General features: G+C 31.3%; 14 protein-coding genes. 8 read left to right on the top strand and 6 right to left on the bottom strand.

What is annotated here, in order from left to right; all coding sequences use genetic code 11:
* Positions 1 to 21: 21 nt before the first annotated feature.
* Positions 22 to 2,016 carry a urocanate hydratase gene (locus KQI68_RS05055; RefSeq protein ID WP_216549175.1) on the bottom strand — a complete coding sequence of 665 codons (1,995 nt, stop codon included), beginning with the start codon at positions 2,014 to 2,016 and terminating at the stop codon, positions 22 to 24.
* A gap of 698 nt (positions 2,017 to 2,714) precedes the next feature.
* Between KQI68_RS05055 and hutI the strand changes: the two genes are divergently transcribed.
* The 8 genes from hutI (at position 2,715) to glmL (ending at position 13,086) form a co-directional block, all read left to right on the top strand.
* Positions 2,715 to 3,983, top strand: a complete 1,269-nt coding sequence (gene hutI, locus KQI68_RS05050) for an imidazolonepropionase (RefSeq protein WP_216549051.1) — start codon at positions 2,715 to 2,717, stop codon at positions 3,981 to 3,983.
* Between the two features lie 273 nt (positions 3,984 to 4,256).
* On the top strand, positions 4,257 to 4,685 hold the full coding sequence (locus KQI68_RS05045) for a hypothetical protein (protein ID WP_246541249.1): 429 nt from the start codon (positions 4,257 to 4,259) through the stop codon (positions 4,683 to 4,685).
* 354 nt (positions 4,686 to 5,039) lie between these two features.
* Complete coding sequence (locus KQI68_RS05040; RefSeq protein WP_216549050.1) at positions 5,040 to 6,419, top strand: Na+/H+ antiporter family protein; 1,380 nt, start codon at positions 5,040 to 5,042, stop codon at positions 6,417 to 6,419.
* Between the two features lie 505 nt (positions 6,420 to 6,924).
* On the top strand, positions 6,925 to 8,463 hold the full coding sequence (hutH, locus tag KQI68_RS05035) for a histidine ammonia-lyase (protein ID WP_216549049.1): 1,539 nt from the start codon (positions 6,925 to 6,927) through the stop codon (positions 8,461 to 8,463).
* A gap of 65 nt (positions 8,464 to 8,528) precedes the next feature.
* Positions 8,529 to 9,422, top strand: a complete 894-nt coding sequence (gene ftcD, locus KQI68_RS05030) for a glutamate formimidoyltransferase (RefSeq protein WP_216549048.1) — start codon at positions 8,529 to 8,531, stop codon at positions 9,420 to 9,422.
* A gap of 4 nt (positions 9,423 to 9,426) precedes the next feature.
* A complete protein-coding gene (locus KQI68_RS05025) occupies positions 9,427 to 11,106 on the top strand; it encodes a formate--tetrahydrofolate ligase (protein WP_216549047.1) in 1,680 nt (559 codons plus the stop codon).
* 19 nt (positions 11,107 to 11,125) lie between these two features.
* The gene (locus KQI68_RS05020; protein ID WP_216549046.1) at positions 11,126 to 11,752 is read left to right on the top strand and encodes a cyclodeaminase/cyclohydrolase family protein; all 627 of its coding nucleotides are present in this window, start codon (positions 11,126 to 11,128) and stop codon (positions 11,750 to 11,752) included.
* Positions 11,749 to 13,086 carry a methylaspartate mutase accessory protein GlmL gene (glmL, locus tag KQI68_RS05015; protein ID WP_216549045.1) on the top strand — a complete coding sequence of 446 codons (1,338 nt, stop codon included), beginning with the start codon at positions 11,749 to 11,751 and terminating at the stop codon, positions 13,084 to 13,086. The genes KQI68_RS05020 and glmL overlap by 4 nt, the downstream gene beginning before the upstream one ends.
* Before the next feature lie 88 nt (positions 13,087 to 13,174).
* On the opposite strand, the gene KQI68_RS05010 is transcribed toward glmL, so the two are convergent.
* Genes KQI68_RS05010 through KQI68_RS04990 form a run of 5 tightly spaced genes read right to left on the bottom strand, consistent with a single transcriptional unit; the run spans position 13,175 to position 19,467 of the window.
* Entirely contained in the window at positions 13,175 to 13,678 is a 504-nt protein-coding gene (locus tag KQI68_RS05010; protein ID WP_216549044.1) for an ECF transporter S component, read from the bottom strand.
* A 21-nt stretch (positions 13,679 to 13,699) separates the two neighbouring features.
* Positions 13,700 to 15,994 (bottom strand): threonine synthase, encoded by a 2,295-nt coding sequence (gene thrC / locus KQI68_RS05005; RefSeq protein ID WP_216549043.1) that lies wholly within the window; start codon positions 15,992 to 15,994, stop codon positions 13,700 to 13,702.
* Entirely contained in the window at positions 15,991 to 17,175 is a 1,185-nt protein-coding gene (locus KQI68_RS05000) for a homoserine dehydrogenase (RefSeq protein ID WP_216549042.1), read from the bottom strand. The genes thrC and KQI68_RS05000 overlap by 4 nt, the downstream gene beginning before the upstream one ends.
* Before the next feature lies 1 nt (position 17,176).
* The gene (locus tag KQI68_RS04995; RefSeq protein ID WP_216549041.1) at positions 17,177 to 18,154 is read right to left on the bottom strand and encodes an aspartate-semialdehyde dehydrogenase; all 978 of its coding nucleotides are present in this window, start codon (positions 18,152 to 18,154) and stop codon (positions 17,177 to 17,179) included.
* Positions 18,151 to 19,467 carry an aspartate kinase gene (locus KQI68_RS04990; protein ID WP_216549040.1) on the bottom strand — a complete coding sequence of 439 codons (1,317 nt, stop codon included), beginning with the start codon at positions 19,465 to 19,467 and terminating at the stop codon, positions 18,151 to 18,153. The genes KQI68_RS04995 and KQI68_RS04990 overlap by 4 nt, the downstream gene beginning before the upstream one ends.
* Positions 19,468 to 19,676 lie beyond the last annotated feature (209 nt).

The following is a 19,676-nucleotide window of genomic DNA, read 5'->3' as shown; positions in this document are numbered from 1 at the left end:
CGCAGGGTAATGATTTATATTTTATTTAAAACAATCTAGAGAATCAACAGCATTATCAATTAGGCTATCTTCAACAAGATATGGAAGAGTAATGTGTCCGTATTCTGCTTCTTCGTTAAATTCTTTTGAAACTTCGATTGAGTGTTCGTTTCTAGCCCAGTTACGTCTAGCTACACCACTCATTACGTCCCAAGTAAGTGAAAGTTTGATAATTTCGTCAACCATTTCAGATCCGTCAAGTACTAGACCAAATCCACCATTGATTGATTTACCAATACCAACTCCACCACCATTGTGAAGAGCAACTAAACTCATACCTCTAGCACAGTTACCAGCGAAACATTGTGTTGCCATATCTGCCATTACATTAGAACCATCTTTGATGTTAGATGTTTCTCTAAATGGAGAGTCTGTACCAGATACGTCGTGGTGGTCACGTCCCATCATAACAGGTCCAATTTTTCCTTCTCTTACAAGTTCATTAAATTTAAGAGCTATATCAACTCTACCTTTAGCATCTTGATATAGAATTCTTGCTTGAGTACCAACTACTAATTGGTTCTTTTCAGCATCTCTAATCCAGATGTAGTTATCCATGTCTTGGTATCTTCTATCTTTGTCGATACATTCCATAGCTGCATGGTCAGTAGCGATTAAGTCTTCGTGTTTACCGCTTAAGCAAACCCATCTAAATGGTCCATATCCATAGTCAAATAGAAGAGGTCCCATAATATCTTCAACATATGAAGGGTAGATGAATCCGTCTTTGTCATCTTTACCATTTTTAGAAACTTCTTTAACTCCAGCATCATAAATTGCTTTTAAGAAAGAGTTACCATAGTCGAAGAAGTAAGTTCCTTTTGCAGTAAGTCTTTCAATAACTTCGAAGTGTTGTCTAAGTGTTTCATCAACAAGTTCATGGAATTTCTTAATATCTGTTCTAAGAAGTTCAGTTCTTTCTTCAAATGAAATACCAACTGGACAATATCCACCATTATATGCGTTGTGGCAAGAAGTTTGGTCAGAAAGTAAGTCGATATGGAAGTCATTTTCATCCATGTAGTGAAGAAGATCAACGATGTTTCCGTGGTATGCAATTGAAAGTGCTTCTTTCTTATCAAGAGCATCTTTTGCAAGTTGACAAGCTTCTTCAGGAGTTTCAGCAAGTTTTTTAATCCATCCTTGTTCAAGTCTAGTTTCAATTCTTGAAATATCAACTTCAGCAATGATAGAAACAGCGCCAGCGATGTCTCCAGCTTTACCTTGAGCACCACTCATTCCACCAAGTCCTGAAGAAACAAATAGTTTTCCAGCTAAATTGTCTTTTTCGCCTAAGCCAAGTTTTAATCTACCAGCGTTAAGGATAGTGTTGTATGTTCCGTGAACAATACCTTGAGGTCCAATGTACATCCAACCACCAGCAGTCATTTGACCGTAGTTAGCAACTCCCATTTCTTCTGCGATTTCCCAGTCTTCTAGGTTATCATATTCACCAATCATAAGTCCATTAGTAATGATTACTCTTGGAGCATTCTTTCTTGATTTGAATAGTCCAAGTGGGTGACCAGATTCCATTACAAGAGTTTCATCATCGTGCATAATTTGAAGATATTGCATAATTAAGTTATATTGCATCCAGTCGTGAGCAACAGAACCAGTTTCTCCATAAGTTACAAGTTCGTATGGATAAAGTGCAACTTCAAAGTCTAAGTTGTTATCGATCATAACTTGGAAAGCTTTACCTTGTAAACAATTTCCTTCATATTCATCAATTGGCTTTCCGTAAATTCTTCCTTCAGGTCTAAATCTATATCCATAGATTCTACCTCTAGTAGTTAATTCTTCTAAAAATTCAGGAATTAATTCTTCATGATATTCTTCTGGAATATATCTTAGAGCATTTCTAAGAGCAATCTTAGTTTGGTCTTTAGATAATCTAAATCCTCTATCTGGGGCTCTTCTAATTCCTGGTTCGAAAGATTTTTTTTCAGGTAGTTGGTCAATTTTAACCTTCATAATCTTTTGAACTTCTGCATTATGATTATTATTCACTTTTATCAACCTCCATTTATAAAATCATTATAGAATAAAAATTTTTAAATGTAAAGAGTAAGGGAAATTAATTTCCTAAAATATATAAAAAGTATTCATAAAACTAAGAATGAAGTTAAAACTACTGTAATTAGTAAACATTAATAAAACAAGAAATAGTATTAGCTATGAATTGATTTATTGAGATAAATTGAAAGAAAACAATTGCAAATAGAAAAAAGAAAAGAAGTATACTAAAAATGCTAATGGTAGTGAAAATAAAGTTTTAAAAATTTAGAGAGAAGATATTAAATCTTTCTGTATATTGTTGAGATAATGGAGAAAATTTTCATAACTATAAATGTATAGTTCAATCTTTTTTATATTTAAAGATTAGGAATTAGTTTTTCACCTAATTAATAATTTAAAATCAATGGGAAGAGATTATTTAAGATTTGTTATAAATGATGCAAAGTTGAATAAAATTTTAGCAAAGAATTTTAGCAAAGTTAAAAAATACTTAAAACTAAAAGGAAAAAATTATTGAAAAAGATAATGATGTGAATAATTAAATATAATACTATCTGCAAATTTATAAATTAAGTTTGCAGATTTTTTATTTATTTTATATAGTTATGGGTATAGTATAAGTGTTAATGTATATGCAGATTTAAGGAGGAATTATGAAAGCGGATAAAATATTAATTAATCTTGAACAAGTTTTTTCACCTAAAGATTTAGGCAGACCACTTAAAGGTGAAGAAATGAACAAAGCAGACATTTTAGAAAATGCTTACATTGCAATAGCTGATGGAAAAATTTTAGAAGTTGGCGAAGGCGATGGTTATGAAAATTTAAAAGATGACAATACTGAAATTATAGATCTTACCGGAAAAGTTGCGACTCCAGGCTTAATTGATGCCCACACTCACTTAGTATATGGTGGAAGTCGTGAAAATGAATTTGCTATGAAGTTAAATGGAATGGAATATCTAGAAATTCTTGAAGCTGGCGGAGGAATTCTTTCAACTTTAAAAGCAACTGAAGAAGCAAGTTTCGAAGAATTGTATGATAAGACTAAAGACTTGCTTGAACATATGCTTGTCCATGGAGTTACTGCAGTTGAAGCAAAAAGTGGTTATGGCATTACTCTTGAGACTGAACTTAAAGAGCTTGAAGTTCTCAATAAGTTAAATGAAGATTATCCAACTGATCTTATTATCACTTTCATGGCAGCTCATGTAATTCATGACAAATACAAAGACAATCCAGACGAATATGTAGATATTGTAATTGATATGATGCCAGAAGTTGCTAAGAGAAATCTTGCAGAATTTTGTGATGTATTCTGTGAAAAGGGAGTATTTACTGCAGAACAATCTGAAAGAATCTTAGAAGCAGCAAAAGAACACGGATTTAAAACTAGAATTCACTCTGATGAAATTGAAGACATTGGTGGAGTTAAAGTTGCAGCAGATGTAAATGCAGTTTCAGCTGAACACTTAATGGTAATTGGAGATGAAGAAATTGAAATGCTTGCTGAAAATAATGTAATTGGAAATCTACTTCCAGGTACAACTTTTTCACTTATGAAAGACACTTATGCTCCAGCAAGAAAGATGCTTGACAAGGGAATGGCAATTACACTTTGTACAGACTCTAATCCAGGATCTTGTCCTACTGCAAACTTACAATTTATAATGCAACTTGGATGTCTACAAATGAAACTTACTCCAATTGAAGTTTATAATGCAGTAACAATTAATGCTGCTTATTCAGTGGATAGAGCTGATACAATTGGATCATTTGATAAAGGTAAGAGAGCAAATATAACTGTATTTGATGCTCATAACATCGACTACACATTATATTTCTTTGCAACAAATCTTTGTGAACAAGTTTATATTGACGGTGAACTTGTAGTTGAAGATAGACAGGTTGTTAAAAAATAATTAAGATTTATAAGGCTGGCCTTTGGGCCAGTTTTTTTATGCCTTAAAATATATTAGTAAAAATAAATTTACTTTAACATAGTTAATAAAAACATAAATTTTAAAATAAAACAAAAAAGCTATATTGATATTATTATTTCAAATATAATGATATTGAGAATAATTTGAATTTATCATAGGTCCAAAATTGCTCTTGAAGCACTTGAAAGAAGAAGAGCAGAAGGAAAAGCTCCTAAACTTAGTGCTTAATATTTAAAAATAGGAAGTGAAAATATGAGTAAAGATAAAAAAATTAAATTACCCTGGGATGAAGAAATAGAAGCAATAAAATATGTATATGTAAATCCTAGAAAAAGCTTTTTAGAAAAATATGCATGCGTTGTAACTTTTAGTTTAATTGGACTTGCCATATTTACAAAATTTAAACTTACTTTGATTCTAGCTTTGCTCTTATTATTGTCACTTCTTACAAAGAAATATGTTGCAGCTACTAAAAAAGAACTTGAAATGTATACAGATATGAAAATTTTTAAGTCACATGAAATTTGGAGCTGGCAAGATATAGATGCAATAACTTTTGAAAATAAGGCAGAACATAAAGATTTGGTCTTATTATATTTTACTAAGAATGATATCACAAGAAGGTTTTTCTTCAACAAAGAAGATAAGGAAAAGGTATTTGATTTAGCTTCACAAGTATAATAAGAAAATAAAAATATACGATGCTTATGAATACAAAAATAACTTAAAAAATTTTAAAAAGAAAATAAAGAAGACAAAAAGATCTTTTATTTAAATTTTAATAAGGTTACTACATGGGGTTAAGTAATAACAAAGAAAGGAGGCAAAAGCTCTCTTTTCTATTTGACTTGAATAATATAATGGCTTATATTAAAATTAAAAATGCGTTTGAAAGGCTTCTTTCGATAAGATAATTTTGTAACATGAAAACTTATTAAAAGAATGTCTTTTTTTATGAACTTTTAAGAAAACGATTGACTTTAAATAAAATATGGCTTAAAATTAAAGAAAACATTTTCAAAAAGGAGGAAAATTATGTTATTATTTAACCCAGTAGTAGTATCAGTTTTATTATTGGTAATACTATGTATGCTAAAACTTAACGTTTTACTATCATTACTTGTTGCAGGTATTGTAGCAGGACTTACAGCAGGAATGCCACTTTATGTTTTTGACCCTGAATCTTGGCAAGGTGTATACCTTGGCGGATTACCAATGTTTGCAACTGAAGGCGATGGAATTATTAGCACAATTATTGGTGGTATGGGATCAATGGCTGAAACAGCTTTAGCTTATATCTTAATCGGAGCATTCGCTTATGCTATTGGTAAATCAGGACTTATAACTATTCTTGCACAAAAGGTTTCTAAAATCGTAGGAAACAATAAATTTGCATTTATTTTCTTAATTGCATTCATCTCAGTTTTTTCTCAAAACCTTTTACCAGTGCACATTTCCTTTATACCTATTCTAATTCCACCACTACTAGGACTTATGAATAAGTTAAAGATAGACAGACGTGCAGTTGCATCAGCTCTTTGCTTTGGACTTAAAGCACCTTATATCTCAATCCCAGCAGGATTTGGACTTATATTCCACAACATAATTGCATCAAACATGACTGATGCTGGTATGCCAACAACAGTTGATGATACACAAAAAGTTATGTGGATTGGTGGACTTTCAATGTTAGTTGGTCTTATCTTTGTAGTATTTGTTCTTTATGGAAAAGACAGAGAATACCAAGATCTTGAAGTTCCAGGTGTAGCACCACTTGATGCTCATGTGTCAATGACAAGTGAAGCATGGGGAGCACTAGTTGCTGCAGTAGCAATGCTTATTGCTCAAATTATTACAACTAACCTTCCATTCTCAGCAATTATAGGTATAATTTTCTTGCTTATCACAAGATCTATTAAATGGCATGAAATTGATGAAATGATCAATGGCGGACTTGATCTTATGGCATTTATCGCTTTTGTAATGCTTATTGCTGGTGGATATGCAAACGTACTTAATACATCAGGAGCAGTAGAACATTTAGTTAACAATACAGCTTCTATGATGGAAGGATCCTCACTTGTAGTTTCTTCTATAGTACTTCTAGCAATAGGACTTATTATAACAATGGGAATCGGTACATCTTTCGGTACAATTCCGGTAGTTGCAGCAATCTATGTACCTCTAGCACAACAATTAGGATTTAGCCACGCAGCTATAATTCTATTAATTGGTATAGCAGCAGCTCTAGGAGATGCAGGTTCTCCAGCATCTGACTCTACAATGGGACCTACTTCTGGTCTTAATGCAGACGGACAACATGACCACATTTGGGATACTTGTGTTCCTACATTTATAGCTTTCGATATTTTCCTAGTTATAGGTGGAGTTATAGGATCAGTTCTATTATCATAATTTTAAAAAATTTTTAGGCATGAAGATAAGCTTCATGCCTTTTTTTTGCTAATAAATATAAAATTAATTGAGAAATTATTTTTCTTTATAAATAGATTGATTAAAAATGTATAGAGAAAATTTATCGATTAATTCACTAAAAATAATTATCGATTTATCATAGCACAGTAATCTCAAAATATAATATTAAATAAATAGGCAGAAAATTCGCAAAAACAATCAATTAATTTACTACAAAAAAGAAATAAAGAATTGTTCTTTTTTAAGTAATATTGGATTTATTATCTTAAAATTATTGACTTTAATATATATTTGGAATAAAATCAAGATAGAAAACATTTGCAGAATCACAACTTAGCTTTTATCTAAGTTTTTAAAATAGCTTTGCAAATGAATTTTTAACTCTCTATAAAAGGGCAAACTTTTTTCAAAATTTTACAAATAATTTTCATCTTCGGAATTTTTTGAAAAGAGAATATTTAATTAAAAGGAAGGAAGTATAATTATGAACAAAGTAGTATTAACAGGTAATGATCTTGATCTTGAGCAATTAGTAGCAGTTGCAAGAAATCACGTTCAAGTAGAAATTGATGAAAAGGCAATAGCTGATGTTAACAAATCAAGAAAATATGTTGAAGAAATTGTTGAAGAAGAAAGAGTTGTTTACGGAATTAACACAGGATTTGGTTCTCTATCAAGAGTTTCAATTTCTAAAGAAGATTCAGCTCAACTACAAGAAAATATAATTAGAACTCACGCTTCAGGTTTTGGAGACCCACTTCCAGAAGATGAAACAAGAGCAGTTATGCTTATTAGAATTAATTCATTATTAAAGGGAGTTTCTGGTATCAGACTTTCTACTATAGAATTACTTCTTGAAATGCTTAATAAAAATGTTGTTCCATATATTCCTGAAAAAGGTTCTCTAGGAGCATCCGGAGACTTAGCACCACTTGCACACATGGTTCTTCCAATGCTTGGACTAGGAAAAGCTTATTATGAAGGAGAGCTTCTACAAGGAAGAGAAGCTATGGAAAAAGCTGGAATCAAACCAATAGAACTTGCAGCAAAAGAAGGATTAGCTCTTATTAATGGTACTACTGTTCTTACAGCAACTGGTGCTCTTGCAACTTACGATGCATTAAAACTTTCTAAGATTGCAGATATCGCTGGAGCTATGGCAGTTGAATCAGCTAGAGGAATCATCGATGCATTCTGGGAAGAACTACACACTATTAGACCACATGCAGGATCACTAAAAACTGCAGAAAATCTAAGAAATATTCTTGAAGGTTCAACTTATGTAACTCACACTGCAGAATTACGTGTACAAGATGCTTATACATTTAGATGTATGCCACAAGTTCATGGAGCAAGTAAAGATACATTAGAATATGTAAGAGAAAAAGTTGAAATAGAACTAAACTCAGCAACTGATAACCCTATTATCACTCACGATGGAAAAGTAATTTCTGGTGGAAACTTCCACGGAGAATTAATGGCTCAACCATTAGACTTCTTAGCTATTGCTGTTTCCGAACTAGGAAATATCTCTGAAAGAAGAATCGAAAGAATGGTAAACACTACTCTTTCTGGAATGCCTTCATTCTTAGTTAAACATCCTGGATTAAACTCAGGATTTATGATTACTCAATACGCAGCAGCTGCACTTGCATCAGAAAACAAAACTTTATCTCATCCAGCAAGTGTTGACTCAATCACATCTTGTGAAAACCAAGAAGACTTCGTATCAATGGGTAACTGGGCTTCAAGAAAAGCTAGAGAAGTTGTTAAAAATGTTGCAAGAATTCTTACAACTGAACTTATGATAGCTGCTCAAGCAATCGATTTTAGAGTTGAAATGGAAGAAGGAAAATACGAATTAGGTAAGGGAACTAAGGCAGCTTATGATGCTATTAGAGAAAAAGTTGCATTTATTGAAGATGATTCAAGTATTGAAATTTACGAAGAACTTGAAAAAGCTCAAACTGTAATTTCTGAAGATACTCTTCTAGAAGCTGTTGAAAAAGTTGTCAGCCTTTAATATAATGCAAGTGTAAAGTAAGTTAATATAAATAATCTAAAATCAAATTTAAGGAGGAAATTGATTTGAAAAGAGTAATGTGTATACCTAACTATTCTGAAGGTAAAGATCAAAATACTATTGATAAAATTACAGAATGTTTTAGAGCTAAAGAAAATATTAAGTTAATTGACTACCAACCAGATGCTGACCACAACAGACTTGTTGTAGAAGTAATTGGTGAACCAGAAGCTGTAATTGACGCTGTTTTAGAATCAGTTAAAGTTGCATCTGAATTAATAGACATGACTAAACATCATGGAGCTCACCCAAGAATGGGAGCAGTAGATGTAATTCCTTTTGTTCCAGTAACTGAAGTAACTACTGAAGACTGTGTTGAATATGCTAAAAAAGTTGGAGCTGCTATAGGTGAAATGGGAATCCCAGTTTATCTATATGAAGATGCCGCAACTTCTCCTGATAGAAAGAACCTTGCAAAAGTAAGAAAGGGACAATACGAAGGTTTCTTCGATAAAATCAAAGAACCAGAATGGAAACCTGATTTTGGTCCACAAGAAATGAATGCTAAATCTGGAGCTACTGCAGTAGCAGCAAGATTCCACTTAGTTGCATTCAACGTAAACCTAAATACTAATAATCTTGAAATTGCTGATAAAATTGCAAAAACTGTTCGTCACATTGGTGGAGGACTTAGATTTGTTAAGGCTATTGGTCTTGAACTTGAAGAAAAAGGTCAAACTCAAGTATCAATGAACCTTGTAAACTTTGAAAAAACTGCAATCTATCAAGCACTTGAAATGGTTAAATCTGAAGCTAAGAGATATGGTGTAACTGTAGTTAACACTGAACTAATTGGACTACTTCCACTACAAGCTCTTATTGATTCAGCAGCATACTATATGCAAATTGATGGTTTAAAACAAGAACAAGTATTAGAAACACTATTAATAGAGGAGTAATATAATGGCATTTAAAACTGATATTCAGATAGCTGACGAAGCTACAATGCTTCCAATTGAAGAAGTTGCTTCAAAAATTGGATTTGAAAAAGACGACTTAGAACAATATGGTAAATATAAAGCTAAGATTTCTTGGGATGCAATTAATAGAATTAAAAAGAACAATGAATATGGTAAATTAATTTTAGTATCTGCAATTTCTCCAACACCAGCAGGTGAAGGAAAATCTACAGTTTCAATTGGTTTAACTCAAGGACTTAACAGAATTGGTAAAAAATCTGCAGTAGCACTTCGTGAACCATCTCTAGGACCAGTTTTTGGTGTTAAAGGTGGGGCAGCAGGTGGAGGTTATTCACAAGTAGTTCCTATGGAAGATATAAACCTTCACTTCACAGGTGACCTACACGCAATGACAGCTGCAAATAACCTTATTTCTGCTTGTATAGATAACCACATTCACCAAGGAAATGCTCTAAGAATAGATTCTAGACAAATTACTTGGAAGAGAGTTATCGACATGAATGATAGATCCCTTAGAAATGTTGTAATTTCACTTGGTAAAAAAGCTGATGGATTCCCAAGAGAAGACCACTTCATGATTACAGTAGCATCTGAAATTATGGCAGTACTTTGTCTATCAGAAAATATTGAAGATTTAAAGACAAGACTTTCTAAGATGATTGTTGCGTATAATTTAGATGGAGAACCTGTAACAGTAGCTGACCTTGAAATCCAAGGAGCAGTAGCAATGCTTCTTAAAGATGCATTAAAACCAAATATGGTACAAACTCTTGAAAACACACCAGCATTTATTCATGGTGGACCTTTTGCAAACATTGCACATGGATGTAACTCAATTCTTGCAACTAAATTAGCACTTCTTACAAGTGACTATGCAGTAACAGAAGCAGGATTCGGTGCTGACTTAGGTGCTGAAAAATTCATGGACATTAAATGTAGAATGGCTGGACTTTCACCAGATGCAGTGGTTATAGTAGCTACTATAAGAGCACTTAAAATGCATGGTGGAGTAGATAAAAAAGAATTAAAAGAAGAAAATATAGATGCTTTAGAAAAAGGATTTGCAAACTTAAGAAGACACGTAGAAAACGTTAAGAAGTTTGGCGTATCTCCAATTATAGCAATCAACAGATTTGACACTGATACTGAAGCTGAAATCAAAAAACTTGAAGAACTTTGTGCAGAATTAGGCGTTAGAATTTCACTTTGCGAATGCTTCGCTAAGGGTGGAGAAGGTGCTGAAGATCTTGCAAAACAAGTTGTAGAACTAATTGATGAAGGAAACAAAAACTTCAAACCACTTTACGATGAAAATGCAAGTATAGAAGACAAGGTTAACACAATAGTTACTGAAATTTACAGAGGTAGACAAGCTAAATTTACTACAGCTGCTAAAAAACAAGTTAAAACACTTGAGAAACTTGGTCTTGATAAACTTCCAATTTGTGTTGCTAAGACTCAATTCTCATTTACAGATGATAAAAATGTAATGGGTGCACCAACAGACTTTGACATTGAAATTCAAGATGTTAGAGTATCTGCAGGAGCAGGATTTATTGTAGTACAAACTTCAAATATCATGGTTATGCCTGGACTTCCAAAGGTACCAGCTGCTAACAAAATGGATATTGATAATGATGGTACTATAACAGGATTATTCTAATCTTAAATAGGAGGAAAAAATGCTTAAGGATTTAAATATAGTAGAATTCGCTAATGAAACAGCATCTGATTCTCCAGCACCAGGAGGTGGCTCCATTGCTGCATTAAACGCAGCAATGGCTGCTTCACTTCTAGCAATGGTTGCTAATCTTACAATTGGTAAGAAGAGATATCTAGATGTTTCTGATAGAATGGAAGAACTTCAAAAAGAATTAGTTAAATACAAAGATGACTTTGTAGAAGGAATTGACAAAGATGCTAATTCTTTTAATGGTGTTATGGATGCTATGAAACTTCCAAAGGAAACTGAAGAAGAAAAAGCTGCTAGATCAGAAAAAATTCAAGAAGGTTACAAAAATGCTATTGAAGTACCTCTTGGACTAGGAACTAGAGTTACAGAACTTTATGACTATGCAAGAGAGCTTGCAGAAAAAGGTAACTCTAATGCAATTACTGACGTAGCTGTTGCAGTTATAAATATTAGAGCTGCAGTTGAAGGAGCTTTCTTAAACGTAATTATTAATCTTAATTCTCTTAAAGATGAATCTTATAGACATGAACTTGAAGATAAAATGGCTGAAGTAAGAAAAATCGTTGATAAGAATGAAGAACAAATAATGAAAATCGTTGAAGAAAAGTTAGCATGAGATACCTTTTAGTAGATGTTGGGTCAACTTACACTAAACTTCATATAGTAGATACAGATACAAATGAAATTTTAGCTAATGCATCTAGTTACACAACAGTTGACAAAGATGTAAGAATTGGATTTAATAATGCCTTTGAGAAATTAGGTAAAGATGTTAAATTTGATAAGATACTAGGTTGCTCATCAGCATCTGGAGGTTTAAAAGTTGTAGCAATAGGTTTTTCGAAAAACCTTACAACAAATGCTGCAAGACTTGCTTCTCTTTCAAGTGGCGCAAGGATTTTAAATGTTTATTCATATGAAATAAATGATGAAAAAACTGAAGAGATTAAAAATTCAGGTGCCGATGTAATTGTTCTATGTGGCGGAACTAATCACGGAAACAAGGACAATATTATTTATAACGCAAAACAATTAGCTAAAAAAGATATAAAAATACCTATAGTGGTAGCTGGTAATGTAGATGCAAATAAAGAAATAGAAGAGATTTTTTCTAATACAAATATTAACTTTACATTTACAGAGAATGTAATGCCAACTACTAATACTATTAATTATAGACCCCTAAGAAAAACTATTGGTGATATATTTATTAAAACTATTGCTCATGCAAAGGGGATAGATCTTTTAAGTAAAGATTTTGAAATTCTACTTCCAACTCCAATAGCAGTTCAAAAAGCTATGTCAGTCTATGCAAAGTTTTTAGATAAAGTGATTTTATCTGTTGATATTGGTGGAGCCACAACAGATATCCACTCAATTGGTAGATCATATTATGGTGAAGAAAATATTTTATCGCCAGCAATTGATGAACCTTATGAAAAGAGAACTGTTGAAGGGGATATGGGTATGAGATATTCTGCAACTGCTCTTTATGAATCAGTTGGGGATGAACCTTTTAAAGAATTAGGTATCGAGAATGCTAAAGAACAGTGTGAATACAGATTTAATCACACGAACTTTATACCTGAAGAAGAAAAAGATATTAAGTTTGATAATGCCCTTTGTTATATAGCAACGAAAACTTCCCTTGAAAGACATATTGGTCGATTAAAGGAAATTAAAACACCAACTAGAACTATATATCAACAGTATGGTAAAGACCTAAGAAGAGCTGAAATGTTCATTGGAACAGGTGGTTCACTAATTAACTCAGGAGAGCCAAAGAAAATTCTTGGAGCGATAAAGAATTTAGATGGTAAATATTTAATCAATAAAGATTTAGATTTTTATCTTGACAGTGAATATATTTTATCTTCTGCAGGACTTATTTCAACTGTTGATGAAGAAGCTTCCTACAAATTATTAAATAAATATTTAAAAAAATTATAAACTAGAAGAAGTTGTAGAAATACAGCTTCTTTTTTTATCAATTGATATATTGTTGCAATAAAAAAGTGTGGCTAACTTGCCACACTTTTTAAATCTGCTTAACAATCTTTTCCATAGGTTTCATTACAATTAAAACAATTATTGAAGATACCAAAATTTGAATGATATTTCCAGGGATTGATGCAAGAGGAAGTATAAATGAATGGAGTATAAATATTTCTCCTATATAGTATACTACTACCTTTACAATTGCCACTAAAATAAAGGAAATGATTAAGTTATTAAATTTTAAATTAGGATAATTAAGTTTATTTAATATATATCCCATAATTAGAGCAGATATGATAGTCATTGGTGACCACATCACCCATCCGCTTGTTAGATCAAATAAACCCATACCAATAGCACCAGCTAACATTCCAACTCTTTTTTCAAAAAATATTGCAGCTAGAAAGAATGGGACATTGCCTAAGTGAATAAGTCCACCATTAGGTGCAAAGGGAAGTTGAATTTTGACAACCCAAGTAAAAACATAAACTAATGCTATGAACAATGATGTAATTACCAAGTCTTTAACTTTGAAGTCTTTCATGCTTTCTCCTTTATTTAAACTTTATATTATTAATGCTCCTTTATAATCGATTTCTAAATCAATTAATTTATAGTCGCCATCAAGTTTTGAAAGTTTTTCCCCCAAGAATTCTTTAGTTTTAAAATCATCACTTTTTAAAACTAACATAATTGTTGAGCCAGCTCCACTTAAGTAATGTGAAATTGCATCACTTTCTTTTATAGCAGCTTGAATTTTATCCATTTCAGGAATTAACTTAAATCTATAAGATTCGTGGATTTTATCTTGGAAAGCAATTTTTAAGTTTTCATAATTTCCAGAAATCAAAGCAAGTGGAAGTATAGAAGTTCTAGAAATATTAAATACAGCATCTTTTCTTGAATAATTTTCAGGAAGAACCTTTCTCGCACTCTCAGTTAATAGTGGTGAGTCAGGTATAAGTGCTAAAAATTTAATCTTGTCCGAAGCTTTAAATTCTTCAAGATAAATTTTATTATCTTCAAAAACAGTAGATGTAAATCCTCCAAAAATTGCAGGAGATACATTATCTGGATGACCTTCAATCTCTGTTGCGATTTTTAAAATCTCTCTTCTATCTATTTCTTTATGAATTTCATGGAAAGCTGCTAAGATTCCCATTACTACACAAGTTGATGAAGATCCAAGTCCTCTAGACATTGGGATATCAGTTTTAGATTCAATCTTTATTGGAACACTTTTTTCGCCATAGTAATTAAAAGTATAGTCATAAGATTTATAAATTAAATTTTCTTTTATATTTTTATTGTATTCTTCAACTTCATCAGTTTTTTTGTACTCACAAATATTGTATAAATTAACAGCAAGACCAAGTGCGTCAAATCCTGGTCCTAAGTTTGCTGAAGTTGCAGGTACAGAAATTCTTGTTCCTCTATCGGAAAAATTTAATACTTCTTTAGAAATATCTTTTTTATCAATTTTAGTATCATGAATCAATTTTTTATTTCGAAGTTTTGCAATTTCCTTTGGAATTTCCACACCAGTTTTTTCATTTAATAATTCAATATTATCGAATTCATCTTCTGATAATTTTTCTCCAAGGGAAGATAGAACAGAAGATGAGAATTTGTAAGGACTTGCAGTCGAAAGAATAACTGTATTACTCACTCCACATTTATCTGCAACAAATTTTGCAACAGCAGTATGTGGATCGATTAAATATTTGTCTTCTTCATAAACTTTTAAAATAGTCTTAGAAGTTTCTTCTTCATTTGCAAAACCACACAAAAATTCATCAAATTTAATATCTGAATTAAATTCTCCCTTAGTTTTTAAATCATTCATCTTTTCGACAACAACTTCATCCGAAGATTTGTGGAATAGAAGTCTTTCTAAGTTTGAAGAAATTAATATATCCATTGAAGGAGACATTGTCTTTTCTAATTCTCTGTTGGCATTATAAACTCCAGTGCTAAAGAAATCTGTAAGGACATTATTAGAATTTGATGCGATTATTAATTTATCTACAGGAAGTCCCATTTCTTTTGCATAAAATCCTGCTAAAATATCTCCAAAGTTGCCAGTTGGAACACAGAAAGAAATTTTTTCATCCTTTTGGATTTTATTATTTTTATAAAGATCTGCATAAGCATAAAAATAATAAACAATTTGTGGAAGAAGTCTACCAATATTTATTGAGTTTGCAGAAGATAGGTACACATTTTTATCTGAAAGAGATTTTTTAATTTCAGGATTATTAAAAATTTCTTTTACAGAACTTTGTGCATCGTCAAAGTTTCCTTCGATTGCAATGACTTTTGAATTTAATGAATCTGTTGTATCCATTTGAAGTTTTTGAACTGCAGAAACTCCATCTGTTGGATAAACAACTAAGATGTCAATATTTTCTTTGTTGTAAAATCCTTCTAAGGCTGCTTTACCAGTATCTCCTGAAGTTGCAGTTAGAATTAAAGTTTTATCTTCGATTCCAAGAGATTTTTTGGCATAAGCAAGTAAATTTGGTAATAAACAAAGAGCAAAATCTTTAAAAGCTGAAGTTTTTCCGTGATATAGCTCAAGATATTCATTGGAATTGTACTCAACATTTGCAACAAATTCAGGGAAAGTTGCGTAAGATTTTTCGATTAATTCTTTTAAATCTCCTTCATCAAAATCTGTAAGATATAATGATAAAATTTTGTGAGCAAGGTCAGTGTATTTTAATTCAATATTTTCAAAAATATCAAACCTAGGAAAACTTTCAGGGACAAATAATCCACCGTCTTCTGAGATTCCCTTAACTATTGCTTCTCTTGCAGAGATTTTTAAGTCTTTATTTCTAGTTGATAAAAATTTCATTTTTCCTCCTCAACTGCTGCTACAAAAATTTCATCTTCTTCGTAAGAATTTAAAATATCCTTTAACTCATCGAAGTTAAGATTTTTTGTAATAATATGATGTAAATCATTTGTTTCATCTCTATTAATTACTTTATAAAGTGCATCTTTAACTTCCTTAACAGAAATATAGTATTTATTTTCTAAATCAGTTGAAACTTTATAATTTTTTTCTGCAGTATAAAATGGTTTGATTTCGCTGCAATTGTAAATTCTTAAAAGATCGCGAATTACAGCATCGGCAGTTTCAAGCTTTCCTGCACCAGCACCAAAGAATCTGTACTCACCAAAATATTCTCCAGTTACTCTAACTTTATTTAGAGATTTAATAGTATTGCTAAAGAAAGGATCTTTCACAAGCATTGGCATAACTGTAATATAAATTTTCTCGCCTTTTAGCTGGGAATTTGCTATAAGCCTAATATTGTAGTTATTATTTTTTGAAAATTCTATATTTGATTTTTTGATATTTGAAATGCCAAGAGTTAAAATTTCTTCTTCCTTAATCTTTGCATTATATGATAGGGAAGATAGTATTCTAATTTTTCTTTGAGAATCAAATCCACAAACATCAGCAGTGGGATCAGCTTCTGCATATCCTAGATCTTGTGCCTTTTTTAAAACCACATCATAATCTAGACCTTTTTCTTCCATCTCAGATAAAATGAAGTTAGATGTTCCATTTAAAATTCCTGAGACACTATTTATTTCATTAAATTGAAGTTCTTCCATAAGTGGGTGAATTATAGGAATTGCTCCACCAACTGATGCTTCATAAGAAAAGTAAACATTATTTTTCCTTGCAGTTTCGTTTAATTCTTCAAAATATTTTGAAACAACTGCCTTGTTTGCAGTAATAATATTTTTACCTGCATTCATAAGTTCAATTATTCTCTTATAAGTCTCTTCTAAGTTTGAAGTTACATCAATTACTGTGTCTACATCAGAATTTAAAATTTCATCAAAGTTAGCAGTAAACTCAATACTATCATCTTTTGGATATCTTTTTTTATTTGCATTAGCTATTAAAACTTTTTTAATATTTATGTCAAAACCTTTTTGTGAAAGAAAATCCTTCTTTTTAAAAAGAATTTCTTCCACTCCAGTTCCAACAGTACCAAAGCCCATTAATGCTAGGTTCATCTTATACCTCCAAAAGTTTTTCAGCTATTTGAACAGCATTAGTTGCAGCACCTTTTCTAATATTATCTGCACATGACCATAAGTTAATTCCATTTTCTACTGTAAAGTCTCTTCTAATTCTTCCAACATAAACTTCGTCGTGATCTTTTGAGTGAAGTGGCATTGGATAAACTTCTTCAGATGGATTATCTTCAAGAACAAGTCCCTTATAATCAGAAATAATTTTCTTAACATCTTCAATTTCAAAAGGCTTATCAGTTTCAACATTAATTGAAATGCTGTGAGAATTTTTAACAGGTACACGAACTGTAGTAGCTGTAACTTTCATATCGTCATGAAGAATTTTCTTAGTTTCGTTAATCATTTTCATTTCTTCTTTTGTATATCCATTATCTAAGAACACGTCGATTTGAGGTATACAGTTGTTTTGAATTTCATATTTGTAAGCAGTTTTAGTACCTTCCTCAAGATCTGCTATACCTTTAACTCCTGAACCTGAAACTGATTGATAAGTTGAATAGATTACTCTTTTAATTCCGTATTCATCAAGAATTGGTTTAAGTGGAAGAACTGATTGAATAGTAGAACAGTTAGGATTTGCAATAATTCCTTTATTTTCTTTAATGTCTTCAGGATTGATTTCAGGAACTACTAGAGGTACATCGTCGTGCATTCTAAAAGCAGAACTGTTATCAATTACTGTAACGCCTTCTTTAGCAGCAATTGGAGCAAACTTTTCACTTACGGATCCGCCAGCTGAGAATAGTGCAATTTTAATATCTATGTCTTTAAAGGAATCTTCAGTTAATTCTTCAACTGTATATTCTTTACCGGCAAATTTAATTTTTTTTCCAGCAGATTTTTTAGAACTGAATACATATAAATTATCAATAGGGAAGTTTCTTTCCTCTAAAACTTTAAGCATTGTGCTTCCAACAAGACCTGTTGCACCTACAACAGCTACATTAACTTTTTTCATTTTTCTTCCTCCTTGTAAAACTCTTTATAAATTGAATTTATAGCATTTTCAAAATCTTTTGTTTCTACACCAATGATAATATTAATTTCACTTGATCCTTGGCTAATCATTTTTATATTTACGCCACTTTTTGCTAGAGCAGTGAAAATTCTACTTGAAACACCTTTAGCATTAATCATGCCTCGTCCTACAACTGCAATAAGAGAAATATCTCTTTCAGTTGAAATTTTGTCTGCATTTAAATAAATTTTTAATGATTCTAAGACTTTGTCCATTTTTGAACTTAATTTTAAATCAGACACAACCACTGAAACTGAATCAATGCTTGATGGCAAATGCTCAATAGGGATGTCATTACTTTCAAATACAGTTGTGAGCTTTCTGAAAAAGTCGATTTCAGAATTCATATTTACTTTTTCTAAATTTATGACAGTAAAATCTTTTTTACCAGAAATTCCTGTGACAATATTTGTATTTTTAGAATCACACTTAGCTAGGATTAAAGTTCCAGCATCTTCTGGTGCATTTGTGTTTTTTATATTAATTGGAATATTTTTATCTCTTAAAGGGAATAGAGCTTCTTCGTGAAGAACTTTTGCTCCCATATATGAAAGTTCTCTCAATTCTTTATAAGTAATTGTGTTAATAGTTGCAGGATTATTTACAATTTTTGGATCAGCAACTAAAAATCCACTTACATCTGTGAAGTTTTCATATTTTTCTGCACCTAAACTAGATGCAATAATAGAACCTGTTATGTCAGATCCTCCACGGGAGAAAGTTGTAATCTTACTTTCTTCGTTGGATCCATAAAATCCAGGGATAACTACATATTCTTTGCCTTCTAAAACTTCTTTAATCTTTTTCTCAGATTTATTAAAATCTACAGTTCTCTTATTAAAAACTACTAAATCCTTTGAATCAATAAATTCAAATCCTAAATAGTTAGATAGGACTTGGGCGGATAAATTTTCTCCACGACTAATTACATAATCATAACTAGCTCCATTAGTAATTTCATTTTTAACATCATCAAGTATTGTTCTAATATCAATTGTAAGATTTAAGTCTTCAACAATATTTACAAAAACATCTTCAATAATTTTAAAAACTTCATTAAAGTTAAGATCATGACTTGCCAATTGATGGCACATAACTAAAAGATCAGTGACTTTGTGGTTGTTGTGCTTTCCTTTTCCAGGTGCAGATACAACAATATATTTTCTGTCGCTGTCTTCTTCAATGATGTTTTTTACTTTTTGAAACTGCTCCGAATCAGCAAGAGAGCTTCCTCCAAACTTAACTATTTTCATCTTAATTCTCCTTTATAATATATAATTATTATCTTATGAGTTTTTAAAATTATACAATTATTTAGAATGATTGTCAATTTAAGAAGAAGCTGAACATTAGAAATAAAGCTATTTTCATCAAAAATATTTTAAAAGTTTTAAATTTTTAAAATTTTAAATTACCTAGAAATAAAATTATGTTAATATAAAATTAAAAATTAACTTCAATT

This window comes from Peptoniphilus ovalis, assembly GCF_018919265.1.
Lineage (GTDB): Bacteria > Bacillota > Clostridia > Tissierellales > Peptoniphilaceae > Peptoniphilus_A > Peptoniphilus_A ovalis.
Note: the sequence above shows the minus strand (reverse complement) of the source record. Positions and strands in the feature narration are given on the sequence as shown.

Coding starts and splice junctions, on each gene's coding strand:
- KQI68_RS05055 (WP_216549175.1), bottom strand. CDS start 2,016: ATGAAGGTTAAAATTGACCAACTACCTGAAAAAAAATCTTTCGAACCA.
- hutI (WP_216549051.1), top strand. CDS start 2,715: ATGAAAGCGGATAAAATATTAATTAATCTTGAACAAGTTTTTTCACCT.
- KQI68_RS05045 (WP_246541249.1), top strand. CDS start 4,257: ATGAGTAAAGATAAAAAAATTAAATTACCCTGGGATGAAGAAATAGAA.
- KQI68_RS05040 (WP_216549050.1), top strand. CDS start 5,040: ATGTTATTATTTAACCCAGTAGTAGTATCAGTTTTATTATTGGTAATA.
- hutH (WP_216549049.1), top strand. CDS start 6,925: ATGAACAAAGTAGTATTAACAGGTAATGATCTTGATCTTGAGCAATTA.
- KQI68_RS05025 (WP_216549047.1), top strand. CDS start 9,427: ATGGCATTTAAAACTGATATTCAGATAGCTGACGAAGCTACAATGCTT.
- KQI68_RS05020 (WP_216549046.1), top strand. CDS start 11,126: ATGCTTAAGGATTTAAATATAGTAGAATTCGCTAATGAAACAGCATCT.
- glmL (WP_216549045.1), top strand. CDS start 11,749: ATGAGATACCTTTTAGTAGATGTTGGGTCAACTTACACTAAACTTCAT.
- KQI68_RS05010 (WP_216549044.1), bottom strand. CDS start 13,678: ATGAAAGACTTCAAAGTTAAAGACTTGGTAATTACATCATTGTTCATA.
- thrC (WP_216549043.1), bottom strand. CDS start 15,994: ATGAAATTTTTATCAACTAGAAATAAAGACTTAAAAATCTCTGCAAGA.
- KQI68_RS05000 (WP_216549042.1), bottom strand. CDS start 17,175: ATGAACCTAGCATTAATGGGCTTTGGTACTGTTGGAACTGGAGTGGAA.
- KQI68_RS04995 (WP_216549041.1), bottom strand. CDS start 18,154: ATGAAAAAAGTTAATGTAGCTGTTGTAGGTGCAACAGGTCTTGTTGGA.
- KQI68_RS04990 (WP_216549040.1), bottom strand. CDS start 19,467: ATGAAAATAGTTAAGTTTGGAGGAAGCTCTCTTGCTGATTCGGAGCAG.